4 protein-coding genes, 1 tRNA gene and 1 pseudogene are annotated in these 2547 nt (G+C 67.5%); 2 read left to right on the top strand and 4 right to left on the bottom strand.

Features of this window, described 5'->3' with window-relative positions; translation table 11 throughout:
• Window positions 1–276, bottom strand: a pseudogene (locus tag CM1CMNOD_RS21910) (XRE family transcriptional regulator); the annotation flags it as partial.
• Window positions 277–568: 292 nt separating this feature from the next.
• Here CM1CMNOD_RS21910 and CM1CMNOD_RS16310 point away from each other — a divergent pair.
• Together CM1CMNOD_RS16310 and CM1CMNOD_RS16315 are read left to right on the top strand one after the other, a co-directional pair.
• Window positions 569–778, top strand: a complete 210-nt coding sequence (locus CM1CMNOD_RS16310) for a hypothetical protein (RefSeq protein ID WP_013874689.1) — start codon at window positions 569–571, stop codon at window positions 776–778.
• The gene (locus CM1CMNOD_RS16315) at window positions 775–1146 is read left to right on the top strand and encodes a hypothetical protein (RefSeq protein WP_013874690.1); all 372 of its coding nucleotides are present in this window, start codon (window positions 775–777) and stop codon (window positions 1144–1146) included. The genes CM1CMNOD_RS16310 and CM1CMNOD_RS16315 overlap by 4 nt, the downstream gene beginning before the upstream one ends.
• Before the next feature lie 15 nt (window positions 1147–1161).
• Here the strand turns inward: CM1CMNOD_RS16315 and CM1CMNOD_RS16320 are convergent, their stop codons facing one another.
• The 3 genes from CM1CMNOD_RS16320 to CM1CMNOD_RS16330 all read right to left on the bottom strand — a co-directional run bounded on the left by CM1CMNOD_RS16320 (window position 1162) and on the right by CM1CMNOD_RS16330 (window position 2101).
• Window positions 1162–1563 (bottom strand): HepT-like ribonuclease domain-containing protein, encoded by a 402-nt coding sequence (locus CM1CMNOD_RS16320; protein WP_013874691.1) that lies wholly within the window; start codon window positions 1561–1563, stop codon window positions 1162–1164.
• On the bottom strand, window positions 1560–1925 hold the full coding sequence (locus tag CM1CMNOD_RS16325; protein WP_013874692.1) for a nucleotidyltransferase family protein: 366 nt from the start codon (window positions 1923–1925) through the stop codon (window positions 1560–1562). The genes CM1CMNOD_RS16320 and CM1CMNOD_RS16325 overlap by 4 nt, the downstream gene beginning before the upstream one ends.
• A 102-nt stretch (window positions 1926–2027) precedes the next feature.
• Window positions 2028–2101, bottom strand: a tRNA-Ile gene (locus CM1CMNOD_RS16330).
• Window positions 2102–2547: the final 446 nt, after the last annotated feature.

Raw genomic sequence — 2547 nt, forward strand, 5'->3', positions numbered from 1 at the left:
GCGGTGGAAGCCGAGGTCCCGGTCGGTCTCAACCCGTAGGATCGCCCGCAGCGCCTCCCGGTAGCACCGCTGCGGCCAGCGGATGACCCCGCGTTCCAGCTTGCCGATGTAGTTCCCGTCCACCTCGGTGATACGGCCATCCCGGTGGAAGGTCCACCGGTTCACCCGTTCGGCCAGCTCCTGCCGCGACAGCGGCTCCCCCGGGATTTCGGCAGAACCGGTGCGCAGCCGGGCGGCGCGCAGTTGCTCGTTCGGTGACACCGCAGCCCGTCTCACAGCGTAAGCGTACAAGTGCGGACACGACCTGACGGGTCTTCGTACGGCGCAGGCGTGCGGACTTCCGATCCTCCCCCGGTATCCCCCGAGTGTCCCTCCGGGATCTCCCACGGTGAACGTCCCGACAGGGAGACGAACGCGATGGACTTTCGGCAGCGGTTCCGGCCGGGCTGACAGCGGTCCCCCGGCACGGCGCCGCACCTCGCTGGTTCCGGGCGGGTGCCTTCCCGGGCCACACACGGCCCGCCCGGAACCAGCCCTTCTCCTTCCCCGACCCACGGAGGCGATTCACGTGCACGACGAACAGGCGTTGTACGGGCTGGTCAGGTTCGCCGGGGTACACCAGCGGCAGGTCACGGGCATCGTGCTGGTCTTCGAAAGCGCCGCCGCGGCCGACCAGTTCGCCCGCACAGCGGGCATCGACGCCTACGCGGTCGGCCCCGTGGAATTCCTCGCGACCACCACACCGGCCGCCGCCCACCAGGCCGGAGCCAACCGGTGAGCGCACAGAACCTCCCCCGGACCGCGGCGGCGCTGCGCGCCTACGCCCTCGCCGTCCTCGCCCGCGACGCCGCCTACGACCGCCACCCCCACGGCTACCCCGTCCTGCTCACCACCGACACCAGCGGTCCACGTCGGGCGGCCTCTGTCTGGCTCGGTCTTCTTCTGCCTGGCCAGCGGTTTGGGACTCCGCTCGCCAGGCAGCCAGTCCACGGCTACCACCGAGGGTCGAACCCCGGGACCGCGACTCACCCCAAAGTGGTCAGATGCATACCCATTCATACACATTGTTATGGCAGGAGATTCCAGTACTTCGGCCGCCTCCGTGTCCCACAGGTGACCGATTCGGTCTCATCATCGACGAAGTAGGACGACGATCCACGGTCAGCGCTCAGGATCTTCCGCCGCATGGCTCCCGGCAATACCGTCCCTGTGGGACGTCAACTCGTCGAGGATGCCCTGTACCTGTTCTGCCAGGCGTGGGACGTCGATGCTCGCGGCCGCCCACAGAACGTCGAGGTCAACCGCGAAGTAGTCGTGCACCACACGGTGACGCATACCGACGATCTGCCGCCACGGCACCTGCCGATACCGGCCGGTGAGCTCCGACGACAGCCGGAACGATGCCTCGCCGATCACCTGTACGAGATGGGTGAGCACGATCTGCACATCCTCGTCGGCGTCGTACCGCTCCCGGCCGCGCCGCACCCGGGCCGCGATCTTCTCCGCCGCGTCCAGGATGTCCGCCAGCCGCTTCCTCGTCCCGCCGCACAGACAGCCGTTCAGACCGGCACAGCTTCGGCGAGCACCCGGTCACGGATACGTAGCTTCAGCCCACCCTCGGTGGCGACCTGCGTGAACACACCCAGCAGGTCCTCCACCGCGAGCGCGAAAGCCGCCATGTCGAAGTATCCGTGACCAGGCCCGACATCGATCAGCAGATCCAGATCACTGGACCCTGTGGCCTCGCCACGAGCCACTGAGCCGAACACTCGCACATTCCGAACCCCGAACCGACGCCCGGCAGCAAGAATCTCCTCGCGATGCGCACGCACCTCGTCCAACGTCACCGGAGACCGCTCCCCCGCCTCCCGCCTTGCCGAGGCCAGCGACGTCTCCCAGCGGGCACATCCCAGCCCGTCTCCCACAAGTCCTCCCCCGCGGAGTAGCGTCGTTAGCAGATTTTTAGCAAGATTCTGAGTGCGATCGGATAGAGATCGCCTACAGGCCCGTGACCTGCGCAGACACTGTGGGGCGGGTGGGACTCGAACCCACGACCGACGGATTATGAGTCCGCTGCTCTGACCGACTGAGCTACCGCCCCCTGATCGTCCCACCTTCCGGGCCAAGCTGTCCCGTCTACTGCCCCATCTAGTGGAACATGCTTGCCCTGGGTGGTGAGACGTGCTGACCGGCCGAGCATATCGCCGCCGTGCAACCAGAGGAGATCGTCGCGTCCGGATGAGGTCGTCGGTCTCTGGTAGTAGCTCGGACGAGTCGGATGACTGCGGAAGAAGCAGGCAGCGTAGGCCGGATCGGGTCTCGGGTCAGAGCCAGAGGCGTATCAAGACGGATCAGAGCCGAGTCGAAGCCCGGTCCGGCCATGCCTGCTCAGAGCCGGTGGGGGCCGGAGCTGGCCGGTCGATGCCGGCTCGAAGTCATCGGCCAGGTCAGGTGCCCGGGTAGCGGTCGAACCAGGCCGGTGTCGCCTCTCCCCAGCTGTCGGAGGTCTCGGGGGCGCCGGACGTCTCCAGGACGAAATCGTCGGCG

The organism is Protofrankia symbiont of Coriaria myrtifolia, from assembly GCF_900634755.1.
GTDB classification, from domain to species: Bacteria; Actinomycetota; Actinomycetes; order Frankiales; family Frankiaceae; genus Protofrankia; species Protofrankia coriariae.